15 protein-coding genes and 1 riboswitch are annotated in these 21,414 nt (G+C 38.4%); of the genes, 13 read left to right on the top strand and 2 right to left on the bottom strand.

The window, feature by feature from the left end; all coding sequences use genetic code 11:
• The first annotated feature begins 4 nt into the window (after nucleotides 1-4).
• On the top strand, nucleotides 5-424 hold the full coding sequence (locus tag BUB03_RS07075; protein ID WP_040993591.1) for an OsmC family protein: 420 nt from the start codon (nucleotides 5-7) through the stop codon (nucleotides 422-424).
• A 51-nt stretch (nucleotides 425-475) separates the two neighbouring features.
• On the opposite strand, the gene BUB03_RS07070 is transcribed toward BUB03_RS07075, so the two are convergent.
• On the bottom strand, nucleotides 476-3,091 hold the full coding sequence (locus tag BUB03_RS07070; protein ID WP_073061528.1) for an MGH1-like glycoside hydrolase domain-containing protein: 2,616 nt from the start codon (nucleotides 3,089-3,091) through the stop codon (nucleotides 476-478).
• Nucleotides 3,092-3,276: 185 nt separating this feature from the next.
• Nucleotides 3,277-3,383, top strand: a riboswitch (SAM riboswitch).
• 58 nt (nucleotides 3,384-3,441) lie between these two features.
• Here BUB03_RS07070 and BUB03_RS07065 point away from each other — a divergent pair.
• The 7 genes from BUB03_RS07065 to metF all read left to right on the top strand — a co-directional run bounded on the left by BUB03_RS07065 (nucleotide 3,442) and on the right by metF (nucleotide 13,077).
• On the top strand, nucleotides 3,442-4,380 hold the full coding sequence (locus tag BUB03_RS07065; RefSeq protein WP_073061525.1) for an alpha/beta fold hydrolase: 939 nt from the start codon (nucleotides 3,442-3,444) through the stop codon (nucleotides 4,378-4,380).
• Between the two features lies 1 nt (nucleotide 4,381).
• On the top strand, nucleotides 4,382-5,920 hold the full coding sequence (locus tag BUB03_RS07060) for an ACT domain-containing protein (RefSeq protein WP_073061523.1): 1,539 nt from the start codon (nucleotides 4,382-4,384) through the stop codon (nucleotides 5,918-5,920).
• Nucleotides 5,921-6,018: 98 nt separating this feature from the next.
• Nucleotides 6,019-7,179 (top strand): O-succinylhomoserine sulfhydrylase, encoded by a 1,161-nt coding sequence (locus BUB03_RS07055; RefSeq protein ID WP_073061521.1) that lies wholly within the window; start codon nucleotides 6,019-6,021, stop codon nucleotides 7,177-7,179.
• Between the two features lie 40 nt (nucleotides 7,180-7,219).
• Nucleotides 7,220-8,230 carry a homocysteine S-methyltransferase family protein gene (locus tag BUB03_RS07050; protein WP_040993601.1) on the top strand — a complete coding sequence of 337 codons (1,011 nt, stop codon included), beginning with the start codon at nucleotides 7,220-7,222 and terminating at the stop codon, nucleotides 8,228-8,230.
• 83 nt (nucleotides 8,231-8,313) lie between these two features.
• On the top strand, nucleotides 8,314-9,405 hold the full coding sequence (locus BUB03_RS07045; protein ID WP_073061519.1) for a fatty acid desaturase family protein: 1,092 nt from the start codon (nucleotides 8,314-8,316) through the stop codon (nucleotides 9,403-9,405).
• A gap of 7 nt (nucleotides 9,406-9,412) precedes the next feature.
• Nucleotides 9,413-12,073 (top strand): methionine synthase, encoded by a 2,661-nt coding sequence (gene metH / locus BUB03_RS07040; protein WP_073061517.1) that lies wholly within the window; start codon nucleotides 9,413-9,415, stop codon nucleotides 12,071-12,073.
• Between the two features lie 44 nt (nucleotides 12,074-12,117).
• The gene (metF, locus tag BUB03_RS07035; RefSeq protein ID WP_040993605.1) at nucleotides 12,118-13,077 is read left to right on the top strand and encodes a methylenetetrahydrofolate reductase [NAD(P)H]; all 960 of its coding nucleotides are present in this window, start codon (nucleotides 12,118-12,120) and stop codon (nucleotides 13,075-13,077) included.
• 50 nt (nucleotides 13,078-13,127) lie between these two features.
• Here the strand turns inward: metF and BUB03_RS07030 are convergent, their stop codons facing one another.
• Nucleotides 13,128-14,282 (bottom strand): hypothetical protein, encoded by a 1,155-nt coding sequence (locus tag BUB03_RS07030; protein ID WP_073061515.1) that lies wholly within the window; start codon nucleotides 14,280-14,282, stop codon nucleotides 13,128-13,130.
• 89 nt (nucleotides 14,283-14,371) lie between these two features.
• Here BUB03_RS07030 and folE point away from each other — a divergent pair, with 89 nt between their 5' ends.
• From folE to BUB03_RS07005, 5 genes are all read left to right on the top strand, one after another.
• Nucleotides 14,372-15,040, top strand: coding sequence for a GTP cyclohydrolase I FolE (folE, locus tag BUB03_RS07025; protein ID WP_040993609.1), 669 nt, complete (start codon nucleotides 14,372-14,374; stop codon nucleotides 15,038-15,040).
• A gap of 3 nt (nucleotides 15,041-15,043) precedes the next feature.
• On the top strand, nucleotides 15,044-15,475 hold the full coding sequence (locus BUB03_RS07020) for a DinB family protein (RefSeq protein WP_073061513.1): 432 nt from the start codon (nucleotides 15,044-15,046) through the stop codon (nucleotides 15,473-15,475).
• 121 nt (nucleotides 15,476-15,596) lie between these two features.
• Complete coding sequence (cysS, locus tag BUB03_RS07015) at nucleotides 15,597-17,063, top strand: cysteine--tRNA ligase (protein ID WP_040993613.1); 1,467 nt, start codon at nucleotides 15,597-15,599, stop codon at nucleotides 17,061-17,063.
• Between the two features lie 242 nt (nucleotides 17,064-17,305).
• The gene (locus BUB03_RS07010) at nucleotides 17,306-18,472 is read left to right on the top strand and encodes a T9SS type A sorting domain-containing protein (RefSeq protein WP_073061512.1); all 1,167 of its coding nucleotides are present in this window, start codon (nucleotides 17,306-17,308) and stop codon (nucleotides 18,470-18,472) included.
• Nucleotides 18,473-18,620: 148 nt separating this feature from the next.
• Nucleotides 18,621-21,275: a 4-alpha-glucanotransferase gene (locus BUB03_RS07005; protein WP_073061510.1), complete on the top strand. Its 2,655-nt coding sequence runs from the start codon at nucleotides 18,621-18,623 to the stop codon at nucleotides 21,273-21,275.
• Nucleotides 21,276-21,414: the final 139 nt, after the last annotated feature.

The raw sequence follows: 21,414 nt of genomic DNA, 5'->3' as shown, positions 1-21,414 counted from the left end.
AGCAATGAAAATTACACTGAACAGAATAAACGACGATTTTTTATTTGAATGTACCAATTCCCAGGGGAACTCAATACTTTTGGACAATACCTCTCAGCCGGGAGCTAAAGGGGTTTCTCCTATGGAAAGCGTATTGATGGCCGTAGCCGGATGCAGCGGGATAGATGTAGTCTCAATTCTGAAAAAACAGCGCCAGGAAATCACAGGTTTTCAGGCAGAAGTAGAAGGGGAAAGAGTCCAGGTGGAGGATGCAAAACCTTTTAAATCGATCAAGGTGAAATTTCTTCTGGAAGGAAATATAGATCCTAAAAAAGCACTAAAAGCAGCAGAATTATCCTTTGAAAAATATTGTTCCGTATCAAAAACTTTAGAACCGAACGTAGAAATAGGATACGAAGTTCTTGTTAACGGAGAAAAAGTTTAATGAACTATAAGAAATTAAAAGAGTCCGGCCCATTCGGGCCGGACTCTTTATTTATACTGTTAGTCTTGGTTTCATAAGCTTCGCAACCGTAGCCGTCCATCCCGTCTGATGGGAAGCTCCTACACCGCGGCCGTTGTCTCCGTGAAAATATTCAAAGAAAGTGATATAATCCTTAAAATGTTCGTCATAATTAAACTTGGCATTGCCTCCATTGAAAGGCCTTTGTCCATCTTCATCCTTCAGAAATAAGGAACATAGCCTTCTGCTGATATTCTGTGCCACTTCATCCAGGTTCTTCTTCTCACCGCTTCCGGTCGGAAGTTCAACTTTTAAGCTGTTACCATAGTAAAAGTGAAAACGCTGTAAACTTTCCACGATCAGGAAATTGATCGGAAACCAGATCGGTCCCCGCCAGTTACTGTTACCTCCAAACATCCTGCTGTCACTCTCCGCAGGGGTATAATAAACTACATTTTCCGTACCGTGTACAGAAAATACAAACGGATTTTCCTCGTATACTTTGGACATGGCGCGTATACCATAAGAACTTAGGAACTCATTCTCATCAAGCATCCTTCTCAAAACCTTTGTCAGCCTGTTCTTTCGTAAAATGCTCATCAGGTGCTTTCTGCCTTGCCCTTCCTCGTCCCAGTGAGAAACCAGCTTCGTAAGCTCAGGTTTGTTTTTTAATACCCATTCCATTCTTGCCTGGAAATTCGGCATTTTATCTAACAGATGATGATCTACGATTTCTACCGCAAACATAGGAATCAATCCGACAATGCTTCTCAGTTTCAAAGAAACACTGTCTCCGTTGCCGAGCTGCAAAACATCGTAGAAGAATCCATCCTCCTCATTCCATAAGCCTTCTTTACCGTCTCCCAAGTTTTCCATGGCTTCTGCAATATATAAGTAATGCTCAAAAAACTTAATGGCCATATCTTCATATACCTGATAGTATTGAGCAAGTTCCATGGCAATCCGCATCATATTGAGAGCATACATCGCCATCCAGCTTGTTCCGTCTGCCTGCTCAAGGTGCTGGCCGTCTTTCAGCTCCATATTACGGTCGAAAGCTCCAATATTATCCAGACCAAGGAAACCGCCGCCAAAAATATTCTTACCGTTTTTATCCTTACGGTTTACCCACCAGGTAAAATTCAGGAGAAGCTTCTGGAATACTTTTTCAAGGAATAAAAGATCAGGCTTCCCGTTTTGTTTTTCATCAATTTTGAAAACCCGGAAACAGGACCATGCGTGTACCGGCGGGTTTACGTCGCTCAGGTTCCATTCATAAGCGGGAAGCTGTCCGTTCGGGTGCATATACCATTCCTTGGTTAAAAGCAGAAGCTGTCCTTTTGCAAATTCTGCATCAATGATAGAAAAAGGAACACAATGAAATGCCAGATCCCACGTTGCATACCATGGATATTCCCATTTATCAGGCATGGAAATAATATCCTTATTGTGAAGGTGGTTCCACTCCGTATTTCTTACATATTCATTAAAATTTCTCGGAGCTTCATGGTTCGGATCACCCTTCAGCCATTTTCCTACATTGTAATGATAAAACTGCTTATTCCACAGAAGGCCTGCAAATGCCTGTCTCTGCACATTTCTTTCATCCTCATTCGTAGTTTCGCTCTGAACTTCGTTGTAGAATTCATCAGCTTCGGCAATTCTTGTGCTGAAAATTTCATCAAAATCGACAAAAGGTTCATCCGTTTCATCTGGACACAGCCTGAAATCAAAAACTTTGGATTGTCCCGCGCCAATTATTTCATCAATGATAAAAGATGCTTTGGTACCTTTTTTTTCAGGATTTACCGTATTGCTTCCATAAATGATATAGTCATTGATTCCGTCCTTAAAATAGGTATTACCCGGATAAGGAGCTCCATATAGTTTAGGCGTGTTGGTTTCATTTTCACAGAAAGCACTTTGGGCAGTCCTGTTTCTTGAATAAATTTTCTTGATTGAAATACTGTCATGGTTAACATCTATGCATCCGTCATACGCAGCATTCATCTGTCCTTTATACGTATTGTATCCCCATTTCCAGTTATTTCTGAACCAGGCAGTCGGGGCAATAACGATGGGAGCATCCTCTTTACTCCTGTTATGAACACTTACCCTTGCAAGAATATCATTATGGTCGCCCTTACAGTATTCAATGAAAATATCAAAATATTCATCATGGTCAAAAATTCCCGTATCAAACAGCTCATATTCAGGTTCCTTTTTGCTTCGTCTGCCGTTCTCGGCAACAAGATCATCGTAAGGAAATGCATTGATCGGGTATTTATACACCATTTTCATATAACTATGAGTGGGTGTATTATCTAAATAATAAAAAATTTCTTTGATATCCTCCCCGTGGTTCCCCTGAGGATTGCTTAATCCAAAAAAACGTTCTTTTATAATCTTATCTTTTTTATTCCAAAAGGAAAAGGCAAAACAGAAGAGCTGTTTTACATCGGAAATCCCTGCGATCCCTTCTTCACCCCAGCGGTAGGCATAGCTTTCCGCATTGTTGTGGTTGGCATAATTCCAGGCATTTCCATTCGGGCTGTAATCTTCACGTACATTCCCCCATTGCCGGTTACTGACGTATGGCCCCCAGTTTTTCCATTTAGAATCTTGTAATCTTTCTTTTTCAACAGTCATATTTCATCAATTTCAAGTACGAAGTTAGTTTTTTTGAAAAATAATTCCAATTCCTTCCATCTGAATAATTATTAATATAGCCTTGAATCACTTGTTATTACTGGATTTTTTGATATTAAATATTTTTTTTGAAAAAATTAAAAGAAAAAACATATCTTTGCAGTGCGTTCATTCAAATATTGAAAATGTTATCAAGAAAGGTTGAGGGATTAGACCCTATGAAACCTTAGCAACCCTTTGTGCAAGCAGAGAAGGTGCTACGTTCTACCAATTTATTTTGGACAGATAACTCACTGAAGTTCTTTTCAGCCATTTCCTGTGGCATTTTCAATTGTATTAAAATAATAGAATTGAAAACAGAACTAAACTATATTAATCTTTCGTATCAAACTAATTCCCAAAAGGAATACCATATCCCGTTGACTTATCAGATCTTCGGGCAAGACTTGTTTTCAGCTCCCATTATACTGGTCAATCATGCTTTAACCGGAAATTCAAATGTTTCCGGAGAAAAAGGATGGTGGAAACAGCTGATCGGAGAAAATCAGGTCATTGATACAAAAAAATATACAGTTCTGTGTTTCAATATCCCCGGAAACGGATTTGATGACTTTTTAATTGACGAATACGAAGATTTCACGCCTTCAGACATTGCTGAAATATTCCTGAAAGGTCTTGAAACTTTGCATATCAAAAATTTATACGCCATTATCGGAGGCTCCCTCGGAGGAGGAATTGCATGGGAAATGCTTGTCAGGCAACCACAACTGGCAGAAATCTTTATCCCTATTGCCTGCGATTTCAAAACTCACGACTGGCTTCATGCACAATGTCTGGTTCAGAAATTCCTCTTAAACGGAAATGATGAGCCTCTGCAAAAAGCGAGAATCCATGCGATGCTGTGTTATAGAACACCTCAATCTTTAAATAACAGATTTCAAAATAGATATGACCTTGAAAATCAGAGATTAGAATCTGAAGACTGGCTCATTTATCATGGAGACGCATTAAACGAAAGATTTAGTTTAAAAGCTTATAAACTGATGAATCATTTGCTGATGAGTATTAATACGGAAGAACACCGGCTGGAAAAAATCGATGCCCGAATGCATCTTATCGCTGTTGATACAGACCTGTTTTTCCCGGCATCAGAAATCCGAATGTGCTTTGAGCAGCTTAAAGAGAAAAAGAAAGAGGTTTTCTATCATGAAATACAGTCAATTCACGGGCATGATGCCTTCCTGATGGAATATGAACAATTAAATACAATCATAAAAAATATTTTGTAGAATGAGAAATGCTAACGAAATAAAGTTTTTAAAGAACAGATCAATTATCAAATTTGAAGGAGAAGATTTCCTGGGGGAAATTGGGATCGATGGAAGGATTTTTAAGGCGCTTACTCTGGCGCGTATAAGTGTGGGAGTGATCTCGCAGCAGGCTATTGAAAATGGGATATCTATCCTTGTAAATGAAGCGGATGCAGAAAAAGCAGTTACCTGCCTGATCGATGAGTTTGAAGCCGAAAGAAAGTCAGGCAAAGTTTCACAGATTTATAGCATTAATAATGTTTCCGTACTTGGATTTGTAGCGGAAGATCTTAATAAAGTCCTTGCAGAGCTGGCAAGAAATAATGTATTCCCTCTACTTTTAAACCAGGTAGCGGCAGAAAAAAGAGTCAATATTGTGGTTACATCTTCTCAGGACGAGAAAACGAAAAATATCATTGAATCTGAAATTTTCAAAAAGCCTAAAACGGTTCATTTAGCAATCATAGGTCATGGAAATGTAGGAAAAACATTAATAGAACAGGTCTTACAGTCTTCCGAAGAAATCAGAAGACGTAAGAAAATCGATCTTAAAGTAGTTGCAGTAGCTAACTCAAGAAAAATTGCCTTCAATAAAAAAGGATTCGATACCAATTGGAGCGATGAGGTTTTAACGGCAGAACACCCGTCAAATGTTGAGGAACTGATCAGCTTTTCCAAAGAAAATCAGCTGGAAAACCTTATCGTAGTTGACAATACAGCGAGCAAAGATTTTGTAAAGAATTATCATGCGCTTGCTGAAAATGGCTTTGACCTGGTTTCATCCAACAAAATTTTTAATACTCTTCCTATTGAAGAATATCGTAAACTAAGATATACGTTGAATAAAAATAACAGACGCTATCTGTATGAAACCAATGTTGGAGCAGGGCTTCCGCTGATTGATACCATAAAACTTTTACACCTTTCAGGAGAAAATATTACAAGAATAAAAGGGGTATTCTCTGGAACATTGAGTTACGTTTTCAATAATTTTTCTTTGAGAGATGATAAGTTTTCCACAATTGTCAATGAAGCTTTGGAAAAAGGCTATACAGAACCGGACCCACGGGAAGATTTATCAGGGAATGATGTAGCCAGAAAATTATTAATTCTGGCGAGAGAGCTGGATTTAATCAATGAATTTGATGATATCAACATTCAGAATCTGGTTCCTGAAACTTTACTTTCTGTTTCAAAATCAGAATTTCTTTCAAGATTACATGAGCTGGATGAAGAATATCAGACAATTAAAGAAAATCAGGAGCCGGGGCATGTGCTTCGTTATGTAGGTGATCTTCACGGTGATCTTCAGAAAGATAAAGGACAGCTTGATGTAAAACTGGTTTCCGTACCGGGAAGCTCAGCTTTAGGACAGTTGAAAGGCTCAGATTCTATTTTTGAAATTTATACAGAAAGTTATGGTGAAAACCCTATTGTGATTATGGGAGCGGGAGCAGGAGCCCAGGTAACAGCAAGAGGAGTTTTCGGAGATATTCTGAGAGTAAGTGAAACGAAATAATAATTTAATATAACAATTTAACAATGTACTGGTTTACCAATAATCTCATTGTTACATTGTTAAACTTATACACTGTTAAATTATCAAATTAAAACTATATGGAAAATTTTGAAACATCAGCAATAAGAACCCAGACTGAAAGAACCCAGTTTGATGAACATACAACCCCTTTATACCTTACTTCCAGCTTTATTTTTCAGGATGCGGAAGATATGCGGGCAAGTTTTGCAGAAGAAAAACCTAAGAACCTGTACAGCCGTTTTTCAAACCCGAACGTAACTGAATTCACGGATAAAATTGCAAAAATGGAAGGAGCAGAAGCCGGATATGCTTTTGCCACAGGAATGGCAGCTATTTATTCAACTTTTGCTGCTTTATTGGATGCCGGTGATCACATCGTAAGCTGCCAGTCGGTATTTGGATCTACCCATACTTTATTTACCAAATATTTTCCGAAATGGAATATAGAAACTACCTATTTTAAGGCTGGGGATGCTGAAAATGTTGAGCAATATATTAAGCCTAATACAAAAATCCTATACCTGGAAACTCCTACCAATCCGGCCATTGAAATTCTGGATCTTGAATTTTTCGGACAGATTGCCAAAAAGCATAACCTTATCTTTATTGTAGATAACTGTTTTGCAACACCTTATCTTCAGCAGCCCATCAAATATGGTGCAGATATTGTTGTTCATTCTGCAACGAAACTTATTGACGGCCAGGGAAGAGTACTGGGCGGGGTAGCGGTCGGTAAAGCAGATTTAATCAGAGAAATTTACCTTTTCGCAAGAAATACGGGGCCTGCAATGTCACCTTTCAATGCATGGGTATTATCAAAAAGTCTTGAAACGCTTGCGATCCGTGTTGAAAAACATTGCGAAAATGCTTTGAAAGTAGCAGAGTTTTTAGAAAATCACCCCAATGTAGAGCTGGTGAAATATCCGTTCCTTGCCTCCCATCCAAGTTATGAAATCGCTAAAAAGCAAATGAAACTGGGCGGGAATATTGTTGCCTTCGAAATCAAAGGAGGAATAGACGGTGGAAGAAACTTTCTGGATAAAATAAAATTATGTTCACTTTCTGCCAACCTTGGAGATACCAGAACTATTGTAACCCATCCTGCATCTACTACTCATTCTAAACTGACCGATGAGGAAAGAAATGAAGTAGGTATTACCGCAGGACTGGTACGTTGCTCTGTAGGTCTTGAACATGTTGATGATATTATTGCAGATTTAAGACAGGCTCTAGATTAATTCAATAGAAACGGGCTAACCTTTAGCTAAAATTTATACAATGAAAAATTCAGAACAATTATACAAGGCAATATCCGAGAGAATTTTAATTCTTGACGGAGCCATGGGAACCATGCTTCAGCGTTACAAGTTTGAAGAAGAAGATTACCGTGGCGAACGTTTCAAAGACTGGGAACATCCGGTAAAAGGCAATAATGACCTCCTTTCTCTTACGCAGCCTCAGGCCATTGAGGAAGTTCATAAGAAATACCTGGAAGCCGGAGCAGATATTATAGAAACCAATACCTTCTCCGGAACCACTATTGCAATGGCAGATTACCACATGGAAGACCTGGTGTATGAGCTGAACTTTGAGTCTGCGAAGATTGCCAGAAAAGCATGTGATGAGTATACCGCTCAAAACCCGGATAAACCAAGATTTGTTGCAGGCTCAATAGGACCTACCAACAGAACGGCAAGCTTAAGTCCGGATGTTAATGATCCCGGGTACAGAGCTATTACTTTTGAAGAGCTGAGAGTTGCTTACAAACAGCAGTGTGAAGCTTTGCTGGATGGAGGTTCGGATATCCTTCTGGTAGAAACGATCTTCGATACATTGAATGCAAAAGCTGCTTTGTTTGCCATTGATGAAATTCAGGAAGAGAGAAATATAAAGATTCCGATTATGGTTTCAGGCACGATTACGGATGCTTCAGGAAGGACCCTGAGCGGGCAGACTGCGGAAGCATTCCTCATTTCAGTTTCACATCTGGATCTATTGAGTGTGGGCTTCAACTGTGCCCTCGGTGCCGATCAGCTAACGCCATATCTGGAAACCTTAGCCCATAATGCAGAATTCTATGTATCTGCTTATCCTAATGCAGGACTTCCCAACGCTTTCGGGAAATATGATGAAACACCGGAAGATATGGCAAGGCAGATTAAAGAATATGTAGAAAAAGGATTGATCAATATCATAGGCGGATGCTGCGGAACAACTCCCGATCACATCAAGGCTATAGCAGATCTGGTAGCGGGATATTCCCCAAGGAAATTGAAGAAATTTGCATGATTTAATAGATTTTTTTTATTAAAATTTCAAGTAAGTGCTTGATTATAAATGTTAACTTTAAGTAAGTCACAAAATTTAACATTATGGAAAAGCCTAGTTACTTAAAAAATTCAGATGATATAAAACTTTTTAATGAACTAAGACATAAAGTGAATCAGCGTATAGACAAAATTCCCGAAAACAGAGATATTTATATTCAGATCAAAGCAGTTATTCTGCCTTTGGTCTATTTTGCGCTGTATTTCTTCGCTTTGTTCAATGCAGACAAATCCTGGATGTACATCGGAAGTTTTATTTTAATGGGAATTTCCCTGGTGCTGATTTATTTAAACCTGATCCATGAAGCGGCCCATAACAACATTTATAAAAGTAAGAAGCTGAATTCGCTTGTGCTGCATATGTTTGATCTTGTAGGGGCCAATTCATACATCTGGAAAAAAAGACATATTGCCAGCCATCATGCCTATCCTAATGTAGATGGCTGGGATACGGATATAGAGCAGAGTGGCCTGCTTTTAATTATTCCTTGGATTAAGGCAAAAGGTGTTCAGAAGTTTCAGCACAGGTTTTTCTTTCTGGTATATCCTCTTTATCTTTTTAATTGGATGTTTATCAGGGATTTCAGGGATTTTTTTGATAATGAAAGAGTGATTTTAAAGACTCAGGGCTCGATTCCCTTTATTGAAAAAGTAAAAATGGTAGGCTACAAACTCTTCTATTTCTTTTACCAGATTGCAGTTCCTGTCCTGTTTTTTAAAGTATCCATAGGATTGGCTTTGGGAGCATGGTTTCTTCAGGTAATAGCGGCAAGTATTTTTGCGCTGTTTGTTCTGCTGCCTCTTCATCCGCTTCCTGATAATGCTTTTCCAAAACTGGATGAAAAAAACGGGCTTCCGTTCAGCTGGCTTCGCCACCAGTTTGAGGTAACCAATGATTTGAAAGAAAACAACTGGTTCGTGAGAAATATTTTAGGAAACTTTAATTTCCATGTCGCCCATCATCTTTTTCCAAATTATAGCTATATGTATTATAATGAGATCACAGAAGAGATCGAAGAATTTGCAAAAGAACATCATTTAGCCTACAAAAGATTTCCAATTTTCACTGCTTTAGGCAAACATGTGGATCTGCTCCGGCAGAATGCGAACAATGCCTATTATATTTTAGAAGAATAAACAAATAATGAAGTATTTAAGATTATCCGGCCTCGAGCCCCTTATTATAACCCCGGAGAGTAATTTCATCAACGTTGGCGAAAGAACCAATGTTGCCGGATCTAAAAAATTTTTAAGACTTATAAAAGAGGAGAAATTCTCTGAAGCACTCGATATTGCACGCCACCAGGTAGAAGGGGGAGCACAGATTCTTGACGTCAACTTCGATGATGGATTGATCGATGGAAAAGCATCCATGATTAAATTTCTGAATTTAATTGCTTCAGAACCGGATATTTCAAGAATTCCTATCATGATAGACTCTTCCAAATGGGAGATACTTGAAGCCGGACTTCAGGTGGCACAGGGGAAATGCGTGGTCAATTCCATCAGTCTGAAAGGAGGCGAAGAAGAATTCATCAAACAGGCAAGAGCTGTTAAAAGATATGGTGCTGCCGTGATCGTAATGGCATTTGACGAAACGGGTCAGGCGGATAATTTTGAACGCAGAACTGAAATTTCAAAACGGTCCTATGATATCCTGGTTAATCAGGTCGGTTTTCCAGCTGAAGATATTATTTTCGACCTTAATATTTTCCCTGTAGCAACGGGAATGGAGGAACACAGAAGAAATGCCATTGATTTCATTGAGGCTACAAGATGGGTGAGACAGAATCTTCCTTATGCTTCTGTGAGTGGTGGTGTAAGTAATGTTTCTTTTTCGTTCCGTGGAAATGATACGGTGAGAGAAGCGATGCACTCCGTATTCCTTTACCATGCTATTCAGGCGGGAATGAATATCGGGATTGTAAACCCGTCCATGCTGGAAGTATACGATGAGATCAATAAAGAGCTTCTGGAACTTGTAGAGGATGTGATCCTTGATAAAAGAGATGATGCTACGGAAAGACTTCTTGACTACTCTGAAAAGCATAAATCCGTAAAAAAAGAAATCGTTGAAGACCTGGAATGGAGAACAAGGCCTTTACAGGAGAGAATAACCCATGCCCTGGTAAAAGGAATTGACCGTTTTATCGAAGAAGATGTGGAAGAAGCCAGACAACAGGCAGAAAAACCTCTCCACGTCATTGAAATTAACCTGATGACCGGAATGGGAGTGGTAGGAGATTTATTCGGAAGCGGAAAAATGTTCCTTCCCCAGGTTGTAAAGTCTGCAAGGGTAATGAAGAAAGCCGTTGCTTACCTGCAGCCTTTTATTGAAGCAGAAAAAGATGGCTCAAGGCCTGCCAACGGAAAAATTCTGATGGCTACGGTAAAGGGTGATGTCCACGATATCGGAAAAAATATTGTAAGTGTTGTACTAGGCTGTAACAATTATGAGATTGTAGATCTTGGAGTAATGGTTCCGGCAGAAAAAATTATTCAGACTGCTATTGAAGAAAAAGTGGATGTCATCGGATTAAGCGGACTGATTACCCCAAGTCTTGATGAGATGGTGTACATTGCTTCCGAGCTGGAAAGACAAAACCTCAATTTTCCATTATTGATCGGTGGTGCGACCACTTCAAAAGCACATACCGCCGTAAAGATTGATTTAAAATATAAAAATGCTGTCGTTCACGTTAATGATGCTTCAAGAGCGGTAAATGTAGTGAGTTCATTATTAGGGGACAGAAACAAGGATTATGTTTCGGAACTGAAAGATGAATACTCCGATTTCCGCGAAAAATTCCTGAACAGGCAGGTTGATAAAGACTATGTTTCCATTGAAGAGGCAAGGCAGAATCACTTTTCTATCGACTGGGTAAACGAAGAGATTTTTACACCCAATAATTTAGGGGTGACCGTAATTGAAGATCAGGATTTGAGAGAATTACTTCCTTTTATCGACTGGTCGCCATTTTTCAGAAGCTGGGATCTCCACGGGAAATACCCGAATATTTTAGAAGATGAGGTGGTAGGAGTTCAGGCTAAAGAATTATTTAAAGATGCTCAGGTTATCCTGAAAAGAATCCTTGACGAAAAACTGTTGAAGGCAAAAGCGGTCTTTGGTATTTTCAAAGCCAATTCCAATGAAACGGATGATATTATAATCTTTGACGAAAATAATCAGGAACAGGCAAAATTCCTGACGCTGAGACAACAGGCTCAACGATCCAAAGGAAAAGAATATCTGGCGTTAAGTGACTTTATCGCTCCGCAAAATTCAGGGAAAACAGATTATGTAGGAGCTTTCTGTGTGACTACCGGCTTCGGAACAGATGAGCTTGCAGAAGAATACGAAAAAGCCAATGACGATTACAACGCTATCATGGTCAAAGCCCTTGCCGACAGATTTGCAGAAGCTTATGCAGAATTTTTACACAAAAAAGTAAGAACAGAATACTGGGGCTACGCCAATCAGGAAAATTTAAGCAATGAAGAACTGATCGCGGAAAAATACAAGGGAATCCGTCCTGCACCGGGATATCCTGCATGTCCGGACCATTTGGAAAAGAAAACCATCTGGGACCTTTTACAGGTAGAAGAAAATACAGGGGTTTTCCTTACTGAAAGCCTGGCTATGTTCCCTACAGCATCAGTTTCCGGATACTATTTCGGAAGCCCTCATGCCAAATATTTCGGTCTGGGGAAAATCACAGAAGATCAGCTTAAAGATTATGCAGAAAGAAGAGGCTGTAGCATTCAGGAAGCAAGAAAGTGGTTGTCTCCTAATCTGGCAGATTAAAATATCAACTACTATTAAAGCTAAAATAATAATTAAACTATAAAATGAAGATCACTGAACACATAAAAAACGCAAATGGGAAAACTTTATTCTCCTTGGAGGTAGTTCCGCCTCAGAAAGGAATCGGGATTGAAGATCTTTATACCAATATAGATCCGCTGATGGAGTTTAAACCGCCCTTTATAGATGTGACGACTTCCAGGGAAGAATATATTTACATTGATAAGGGTAACGGACTGATGGAACGCCGCATCACCAGAATGCGCCCCGGAACCTTAGGGATCTGTGCCGCCATCCAGCATAAATATAATGTAGATACTGTTCCGCACTTACTTTGCGGAGGATTTACCAAAGAAGAGACCGAATATCTTCTGGTAGACTGTATGTATCTCGGAATAGACAATATCATGGCTTTAAGAGGTGATGCGATGAAAGGACATCAGTACTTTGAGCCTACGCCGGGAGGTCATGCCAGTGCGATGGATCTTGTGCATCAGATTAATGATCTGGGAAGAGGAAAATACCTTCACAATGATGAAACAGTCTGTGATGAACTTAACAAATTCTGCATTGGGGTAGCCGGTTACCCGGAAAAACATATGGAAGCCCCTTCCATGAATTATGACCTGAAATGGCTGAAGCAAAAAGTAGACGCCGGAGCAGATTATATTGTCACACAAATGTTTTTTGACAATAAAAGGTTTATAGAATTCGTTAAAAAGGCAAGAGAAATGGGAATTACAGTTCCTATTATTCCGGGAATCAAACCTATTGCCACGAAAAAACACCTTAAAATTCTGCCGCAGGTGTTCAAAATTGACCTTCCCGAAGAACTCATCACCGAGGTGGAAAATGCAAAAAATAATGAAGCTGTAAAGCAGATCGGGATAGAATGGGCCATTGCCCAATGCAGAGAACTTTTAGATTTTGGAGTTCCTGTACTGCACTTTTACTCCATGGGGAAAAGTGATAATATTAAAAAAGTAGCCGGTGAGCTATTCTAATAGAGTACCAATGAAAGGAATCCTGCTGTGAAACAGCAGGATTTTTTATTTTAAAGAATAGGATGTCTTTCAAATTCCTTGTTACGGTCAAATAAATACCGGTAAGTCACCAGCTTCCTGGTCACAGTGGTATCGAGGCTTTCCGCTATTTTGATCATTTTGGGATTGAAATCACCAATCCACTGAAGTTCTGTTGTTTTAAAATCCGTATGTTTTCTCAGATGCTGAGTGCCTTCCCAGATCATATAACCGTCAATTCCCTTTTTTTGCCATTCCGGGACAACACCAAATACCAGTCCTACCATTTTCTCATTCCTGACGAATTGTTTTATCCATAAAAATTTCAGCTTTTCCAGAACTCCGAATTTACCGTTGAGGTATTTGAACCATTGGTTCACGTCCGGAAGATTCATCCACATGGCAATAGGCTTTTCATTCTCATACACAAACCAGGAAATATGTTCATTGATAATCGGTTTCATCGTATTGAACATTTTCAGGACCTTGGCTTCCTCAAGCTGTTTCCCCTCACCATGGGCAGCCCATGCCTGATTATAGATCTCCGTAAAATCCTTTGCAAATTTAGGCAGGGCATTTTTTTTCATTGGTCTTGCGGAGATGGCTGGATTTCTGCTGTGTTTCGTATGCATGAGTGTAAAAATCCTTGAAACATCGGCGAAGATAGGTCTCGAAAAGCAAAGCTGTTCAAAATACAGCTTAAAACCATAGTTTTCAAACAGTTCTTTGTAATAAGGAAAATTGTAATTCATTCCGAAAAGTGGCTCAGCAAATCCTTCCGTTAAAAGCCCCCAGAACTTATCCCGCTCCCCGAAGTTAATCGGTCCGTCCATCGCTTCCAGCCCTCGTTTCTGAAGCCAGGTCCTGCAGTGATCAAAAATAAAATCTGCTGTTGCCTGGTCATTAATACAGTCGAAAAAACCAATTCCTCCGGTGGGCTGCTTTTGTTCATAAAGGCCGGAAATAAAGACGGCTACTTTTCCTACCGTTTCATTTTGTTTATTTTTAAATAAAAACCGGGTACATTCCCCATTCTGGAATGATTTATTTTTTTCAGGATCAAAAATCTCCTCAATATCCTGATTTCGGGGTCTTATATAGTTTTTATCTTGCCGGTAAAGTCTTGCAGGAAATTCTAAAAATTCCTTTTTCTGGTTTTCGTTCTGTACTTCTTCAACGATAATCATAGGCTAAGTTGAGAAAGGATAATGTTTTTCGTTCAAAATGAAATTACTGAACAGATTTTATCCGTATTTTTGTTGCAAATTAAATAAAAATGGTTGATTTTACCGATAACGACGATGATATTTTCACAGGAAAAGAACATACGCCTATTAGGAAAGATGCATTTGATAAATCGCCAGAGGAAAAAATAGAAAAAATTACCGAACTTTTCGGTGAAATTATGGAAACGCTGGGGATGGACATGACGGATGATTCTTTGAAAGACTCACCGAGACGTGTTGCCAAAATGTATGTGAACGAAATTTTTGGAGGTCTTCTTCCTGAAAATAAACCGGGAATTTCCACTTTTTCCAATAAGTACAAATACCGCCAGATGCTGGTGGAAAAGGATATTACCGTATATTCTTTCTGCGAGCACCATTTTCTGCCGATCATCGGAAGAGCCCATGTAGCCTACATTTCAAACGGAGAAGTGATTGGCCTTTCCAAGATCAACAGGATTGTGGATTATTATGCAAAAAGACCACAGGTTCAGGAAAGACTGACCATGCAGATCGTAGATGCTTTGAAAGAAGCACTGGGTACTAAAGATGTGGCATGCATTATTGATGCAAAACATCTATGTGTGAACTGCAGAGGAATAAAAGATACGGCAAGTTCTACCATCACAGCGGAACTGAGTGGAATTTTCAGGACCAACCCGATCACCAGACAGGAATTCCTTCATTATGTAGGAAGTCATGCAAAACTTGATTATTAATAAATGAATTACCAGATCCTTAAAAATATTGTCGACGCCGAACTTCAGAGATTTGAAAACATTTCTGAGGAAGAATGGTCATATAAGCCTTCTCCGGAAAAATGGTCGAAAAAAGAAATTTTAGGCCATCTTTGCGACAGTGCATTGACGAATATCCGTAGATTTGTGGTTACACAATATAAAGAGAATGACAATATTGTTTATGATCAGGATTTCTGGGTAAAAGCGCAGAATTATCAGAATATTCCGGCTTCAGAAGTGATCATTCTCTGGAAATCTTTAAATTTTCAGATCGTTCATACCGTAGAGAATATTCCTGATGAAGCTTTGCAGAGGACCTGTGATACCACAAAAACAGTTCCCCAGACTTTCACATTAGAGTACATTATTCAGGATTATATTGATCATCTGCAGTATCATTTAAAAGCAATTTAATAATGGTTATATTTAAAAAAGTTTCAAATAAAATTTTTCTCACAACAATTATCTGTTGTGGTTAAAATTATTTTAACTAATTTTTAAATCCTTTAATCATTGAATCTTTTAATTTAAAAAAATGCAATTAAAACTATACAACTCCCTTACAGGAGAGAAAGAAATATTTAAGCCTATTTTAGAAGGAAACGTAGGGATGTATGTCTGCGGACCTACCGTGTACAGCAATGTGCATCTGGGAAACGTAAGAACCTTCCTTTCCTTTGATTTTATCTACCGTACTCTGATGCATTTAGGGTATAAAGTAAGATATGTAAGAAATATTACCGATGCCGGGCACCTTACAGACGACGGAAATGTTGAAAATGACAGATTCGTGAAACAAACCCGTCTGGAAAAACTGGAGCCTATGGAAATCGTACAGAAATATACTGTAGATTTTCATAAAGTATTGGAATTGTTCAATCTTCTTCCTCCCAATATTGAGCCTACGGCTACAGGCCACATTGTAGAACAGATAGAGCTTACCCAAAAGCTTATAGAAAGAGGTTTTGCTTACGAAAGTAACGGTTCTGTATATTTTGATGTTCTGGAATACAACAAGAGAGGACTGAACTATGGTGAACTTTCAAAACGTAATATCGAAGAGCTTTTTGCCAATACCCGCGACCTTGACGGACAAGGTGAAAAGAAAAACCCTCAGGATTTTGCACTTTGGAAAAAAGCATCCCCGGCTCACATCATGAGATGGAATTCTCCCTGGGGCGAAGGTTTCCCGGGATGGCATCTTGAATGTACAGCAATGAGTACTAAATATTTAGGTGAAAAATTTGATATTCACGGCGGCGGAATGGATTTGAAATTCCCACACCACGAATGTGAAATTGCACAGGGAAAAGCCTGCAATGATGTTGCTCCGGTTAATTACTGGATGCATGCCAATATGCTGACCATGAATTCCCAGCGTATGAGTAAATCCACAGGAAATTATATTCTTCCTATGCAGCTGGTTACGGGAGAAAACGATTTCTTCGAAAAACCTTTTCATCCTACCATCGTACGTTTTTGCTTCCTGCAGGCACATTACAGAAGTGTGCTGGATATTTCCAATGATGCAATGATCGCGAGTGAAAAAGGGTTTATCAGATTAATGGAAGCCATTAAACTATTAAACTCTGTGACTCCTGATAACGAAAAACAATCAGGTTTTGATCTTAAAGAATGGAAGGCCAAATCTTATGATGCCCTGGCTGATGATTTCAATTCTCCGATTCTTATCGCTCACTTATTTGAAGCTGTAAAATATATTTTTGCTTTAAATGACGGTAAAGAAACGATCTCTGCTGAAGACCTTGAAGATTTAAAATCTACAATGAATGCATTTGTATTTGATGTTTTAGGACTCCAGAATATTGAAGAAAATAATAATGAGAAGCTTGACCAGACTTTGAAAGTTTTAATAGAACTTAGAAACCAGGCTAGAAAATCAAAAAACTTTGATCTTTCGGACCAGATCAGAGATAAACTTCTTGCCGAAGGTATTGAGTTAAAAGACGGAAGGGACGGAACAACTTACGTTCTGAATTAAATCTCAAATACATAATAAGCTCCCGCCGGTCACGTGGATTCTGCAGATCAATCTGTTGTAATCTGTGTAACCGGCGGGAGTTTTTATATGAGGAATAATAGAATTTAAATTGTTATTATTTCAAAGATTACATTAAATGATTGTAAATGTTATGTAAATACTAATATTTTTTTATCATTTAATTGGTAAAATGTGTAACTTAGTTATAACTAAAATGATCACGAATCTAAATTCTACATTGTATGAAGAAACATTTATTCCCTCTTTTTCTGCTTGTGCTTGGTGCTAATGTCCAGGCACAGCAGGACTTTTTTGCTATTGCAGGAAAAGATACCTCCAGCATAGTGTTTAGCGATTTCCGTGTCATGAATGCGGCAAACGGAACTTCCGGAGAAAAAGTATTTTCATCTGAAGAGACAGCAAAAGTATTTTCCCAGGATAGAAAAGGTCCTGTAGCGGAAGATAAAAATTCTTACAGCCATTCCCAGGCAGTGACAATGGCGGCTCTGGCTTATGACCCGTCAAACAATAACCTTGTGTATATGCCCATGTTTTCATCCAATATTTATGTTTTGAATGCGAAAACAAAGGAGATCACTTTGGTGGAGAATACCGTTTCAAAAATAACTTCCTGCGATATTAATTCTCACATAACAAGAATGGCTACAGGATATGACGGAAATATTTATGCCCTCAATAATGCAGGAACCCAGTTATTGCAGATCAGCAAAAAGGGCAATCAGTATATCGTAAGCGATTTAGGAATTATTACAGATGATGCTTCCAATGGGAAAAACTCATTTACAGCAATGGAAACCGGTTTTGGTGGCGATATGATTGCAGATGCTGAAAATAATTTTTATGTTTTTTCCGCTTCAGGAAATGTTTTTAAAGTAACTGCCAAGGAACTAAAGGCAAAATTTGTAGGTAAAATTTCCGGAATTCCGGATAATTACTCAGTGAACGGTTCCGCAGTGAATTCCAAAGGAAAAGTAGTTATTGCAAGTGCTAAAGGAGATAATCTATATGAAGTAGATTTACAGACATTGCAGGCAAAAGCTCTTCCGGGCGGAGAGAAGCCTCATATTTATGATCTGGCGAGCAGATATTTTGCCAACGACAGAACTTCTTCAGTCAGTGCCCTGGCTAATATTGATATTTTCCCGACCAGAGTAAACGAGCATTTCATCAATGTTAATGTAAATGACAAATCTGTAAAAGGAAATCTGAAGCTTAGTGTTTTTGATATTTCCGGGAAAAATGTGGGTAAACAGGACCTTTCTGTTAAAGATGGTTCTCTTAATCAGCAGGTACTCCTTAAAAATTTAATAAACGGAGCCTATATTGTCAACATTACAGATGAATCCGGCAAAGTATTATTAAGTAAAAAAATTATAGTTACCCAATAAAAGCTTATATTATTGATGTAAATTATTTTAACTCTAATAAAACGTAAACCTTTTCAAGTAATTTTGGAAAGGTTTTTTTAATGATTATTTGATCTTCAATAAGTTTTATTTTTCGATATTATAATGTATTTTTATAAAAAAAATATAGATGAAGCTATACTTTAATGTAGGATATAATGCAATGGCCGGACAGAATCTGCAGCTTATGATTGTAGATGGTGAAGGTGCTGTTATCCAGACTCATACCATGTTCAATGCGGAGAACGGTATTTGGAAATGTGAAGTAGATTATTTCTCAAAATCAATCTCTTATAAATATCAGCTTGCCGACGAAAAAGGCAATATTCTCAGAGAAGAATTTGTGCTGCACAATCTTAATTTCTCCCACAACTATAAGGAATTTATTATTTTCGATGAATGGAATAATAAAAACTTCCCTGAAAATTATTTAAACAATAAAATTCTTTACAATAAGCTAAACCAGTTTGTTCCGGAGAAAGCTGTCATTTTAAAGAAACACACCCACTTATTCAGAATTGAGGCGCCTGTTTACAATCCGGACTGGGAAATTGCCCTGTTTGGAAGCACGGCATCTTTAGGAAACTGGGATTATAATAAAGCAATCCGCCTTTCGCAGACAGATTTTGGAATCTGGGAAGCTTCCGTTGAAATTCCTGAAAATGAATTTATTCAGTTTAAATACTGCATTTACAGTAAAAAAGAAGGAAGGATTATTGATGTGGAGACCGGGGAGAACAGATTCACGGTTGCTAATCAGCTTAAAGATGTGCTCCAGATTGTTTCCAACCACTACTTTAAATTTAAGTCTTACCAGATGTATCATGACGCTGGTGTGGCAGTTCCTGTTTTTTCTTTGAGAAGTGAAAATGGCTTTGGAGTAGGAGAATTTTCCGATCTGAAAAAACTTGCAGACTGGACGAAGGAAACCAATCTTGGAATTATCCAGATCCTTCCGATTAACGATACTACGGCCAACTATTCATGGACAGACTCTTATCCGTATGCTGCAGTGTCCGTTTATGCACTGCATCCGCAATATATCTCACTGGAAAATCTTGATTTTGCTTTACCGGAAGAAGTAGTTTCTGAATACCAGGCTGAAAAAGAAGCCTTAAATGCTCTTGACCTGATTGATTACGAAAAGATGATTTCCGGTAAATGGAAGTTTTTAAAAGCTGTTTTCAATGTAGAAAAAGAGAAAATCTACAAAGACAGAAACTTTAAGAAATTCATCAAAGACAATGATTACTGGCTGACTCCTTATGCCGCTTTCTGCGTACTCAGAGATAAATATAAAACCCCTAATTTTAACGACTGGAAGACTCATAAAAAATATATTGCAGGTAAGATATCACAGTTCTTCACTACGAAAAGTAAGGATTATGATGCTTCCATGCTTCATGCCTGGGTACAGTATCAGCTTCATTTGCAATTAAAAGATGCCGTCGATTACACCCACAGCTTAGGAGTTTCCCTAAAAGGAGATCTTCCGATTGGTATTTACAGATACTCCGTAGAAGCATGGACCGAGCCTGAACTTTTCGGAATGGATTTCCAGGCCGGAGCACCGCCGGATCAGTTTACAGAGCTGGGTCAGAACTGGGAATTCCCTACCTACAACTGGGAAGCCATGAAAGAGGATGATTACCGCTGGTGGAAAAACAGGTTCAAAGCACTTGAACAGTATTTCGATGCCATGAGGATCGATCATATTTTAGGGTTTTTCAGGATATGGAGGATGCCGATTTCTGCCACACAGGGAATTTTAGGGTATTTCTATCCTGCAGTTCCTGTAGTTCTGGATGAATTTAAAGCAAGACATATTCCTTTTGATTTTAACAGATATTGTAAACCTTTCATCAACGACAGGATTTTGTGGAAATATTTCGGAGAAGACAGCAATAAGGTATTTGAATTCATTGACAACAATAACAACGGAACTTACTCTTTTAAAGAAGAATTTGATACCCAGAGAAAGCTGTCGGAATATTTCAAAAAGAATCCAAGAGGTTCTTTGGAAGATCAGCTTATTTCTTTGTGTGCCAATGTATTGTTTCTTCCTGAAGAAAGGAATGGCGAAAAGGTTTATCATCCAAGGTTTAATGTGTTTAACACTGATTCCTATGCTTATCTTTCGGATTGGGAAAGAAAGGCAATTTATGATCTTTACCATGATTATTTCTTCAAAAGGCAGGATCATCTCTGGTATGAAAAAGCAATGGAAAAACTTCCGGTTATCCTTAACGCAACCAAAATGCTCATTTGCGGGGAAGACCTTGGAATGGTTCCTGCCTGCGTGCCTATTGTAATGGATGAGCTGGCTATTATTGCTTTAAAGGTTCAAAGAATGCCGTCGGAAAATATTCCGTTTTATAATCCTAAAAAAGCAGATTATATGAATGTGGTAACTGCTTCTTCACACGACAGCTCAACCCTGAGACAGTGGTGGAAAGAAGATCCTGCATTGACACAGAAATATTTTAACCAACAGCTGATCCAGTATGGAAAAGCTCCTGATGAAATGGATTCCCATCTTGCAGAGATTATTATGAAGCAGCACCTTTACACGGAAGCCATGCTGGCTGTCTTTCCGATCCAGGAATTTCTGGCTACGGACCCTGAGCTGACTAATCCGCATATAGATAATGAAAGGATCAATAATCCCGCAGTTTTCCCGCATTACTGGCGCTACAGGATGCATTTAAAGCTTGAAGACCTGAAAGAGAAAGAATCTTTCAATAAAAAAATTGCTTATTGGGTAAAAGATAGTGGAAGAATGTAAATTTAACATTTGATTTTCAATTAGTTAACTTTAAATTAAAAGAAGTTTAATCTTAGGATTTAACTTCTTTTTTGTATTTATATCCAAAAGATAGAATAGAGATATTCTGTTATATACTAACCAATTAACGACTATAGAG

The organism is Chryseobacterium oranimense (assembly GCF_900129755.1).
Taxonomy (GTDB): domain Bacteria; phylum Bacteroidota; class Bacteroidia; order Flavobacteriales; family Weeksellaceae; genus Chryseobacterium; species Chryseobacterium oranimense.
The sequence above is the reverse complement of the archived record's forward strand: the minus strand, read 5'-3'. Positions and strand labels throughout refer to the sequence as shown.